The sequence below is a fragment of the Pontibacter diazotrophicus genome (assembly GCF_003367245.1).
In the GTDB taxonomy this organism is placed as follows: Bacteria; Bacteroidota; Bacteroidia; order Cytophagales; family Hymenobacteraceae; genus Pontibacter; species Pontibacter diazotrophicus.
In genome coordinates, this window is record NZ_QRGR01000077.1 from 1 (window position 1) to 1,312 (window position 1,312).

General features: G+C 54.3%; 3 protein-coding genes. All 3 read right to left on the reverse strand.

From position 1 onward, the window contains the following. Positions 1–554, reverse strand: a 554-nt coding sequence (locus tag DXT99_RS26715; RefSeq protein WP_181885292.1) for an IS66 family transposase, incomplete at its 3' end; no start/stop codon positions are given. Between the two features lie 61 nt (positions 555–615). After that, positions 616–957, reverse strand: coding sequence for an IS66 family insertion sequence element accessory protein TnpB (gene tnpB, locus DXT99_RS26720; RefSeq protein ID WP_115568650.1), 342 nt, complete (start codon positions 955–957; stop codon positions 616–618). A gap of 3 nt (positions 958–960) precedes the next feature. Continuing rightward, positions 961–1,245: an IS66 family insertion sequence element accessory protein TnpA gene (gene tnpA, locus DXT99_RS26725; protein WP_115568651.1), complete on the reverse strand. Its 285-nt coding sequence runs from the start codon at positions 1,243–1,245 to the stop codon at positions 961–963. Positions 1,246–1,312 lie beyond the last annotated feature (67 nt).

The following is a 1,312-nucleotide window of genomic DNA, read 5'->3' on the forward strand; positions in this document are numbered from 1 at the left end:
AAACCGGCTCCGGCCATGCCCTTGTCGATCACTCGCTCCGGCAGAGTTCCGATGCTTACCCCTTCCTGGTTCCGGAGGGCGTATTTGTAGCGGATGTAGCGGCGGATAAAGAAACGGGCCGGCTCGCACTCAAGCTCTTCTGTTACCTCCTTGCCGATGCAGACCATGCCGGAGAGGTCCCCCTCGGGGTAAATCTCCACTTCCTCTACCGGAAGATGGGCAGGCAGCGGCGTGCGGCCTTTATGGGCGCTTTGCTTTTTGCGTGTGTAGCTTACCTGCTGGGCTACCAGGTGCTCCTGCTCTTCAAGTTGCGAAGCAGGAACTTGAAAAGGAAGCGGCAACTGCGCGGCATCCGCCTCGAAGCGCTCCCGCCTCTGGCCAAAGGCTATCCGCTGATACATCTCCACCTGGGCCTTGTAGTAAGCAAGCTCCTGCTCGAGATGGACCTTCTCTGCTTTTAGCCGTGTGTTCTCCTGCTCAAGCACTGGCTGCTCCCGCTCCTTTAAGAGGGAGAGGAGCTCTTGTTTCGAGAACTCTTCCAGTGCTGGTTCCATGCTCTAAAAATAGCCAAAGAAGCTGGTTTTTCATAGGCTGGAGGCACTTTTGCAGCATTTTTTACGGCTGGTAGCGCAGCTTCTGCCGGCTCTTCTCTACCTGAATTCCCTCTATCATGAGCACAAGTTCCGGCCAGCGGATGCTGCCACCTGTACCAGAGAGAGCGGGCGGGGTAAAGGTGCCCTGCTCCAGGCGCTTGTAGTAGAGCACAAAGCCGCCGTGCTCCCAGTGCAGCAGCTTGATAAGGTTGCGGGAACGGTTGAGGAAGACAAACACCTCGCCCGAAGCAGGATTCTTGACTGTTTGATTCCGGATAAGGCCGCAAAGCCCGTCGAAGCTTTTGCGCATATCCACGGCAGCAGCATAGAGATAATAGGTATGGGAGGAGCTAAGGCTCAGCATCAGTTATAGGCGCAGCAGTTGGCTGATGAGCGGCAGGTTTGCTTCCTGCAGCTTTATCTTTACACCATTGGGATAAACCAGTTCCAACTCAATGGCTGGATGGGAAGCAAGGGTAGTATCAACCTTTACAAATCCGGCAGCAGTCTCCCGTTCTCTTCTCACTCTCCTGACCCAGTAGCCAAAGCGGGAAAGGTTTAATCCGGCAGACTGGCAGAAGGCTTTCTGGCTCACACCGCTTTCCTCATAAACCGCCACCAGGCGTAGCATCTCTTCTTTCTGTTCTATCATCTTGTTTTTCAACAAAAGTAGAAACTGCTACAACAGAGGGAAAGACGTACTTGGTCGGCCGGATACG

Coding starts and splice junctions, on each gene's coding strand:
- tnpA (WP_115568651.1), bottom strand. CDS start 1,245: ATGATAGAACAGAAAGAAGAGATGCTACGCCTGGTGGCGGTTTATGAG.
- tnpB (WP_115568650.1), bottom strand. CDS start 957: ATGCTGAGCCTTAGCTCCTCCCATACCTATTATCTCTATGCTGCTGCC.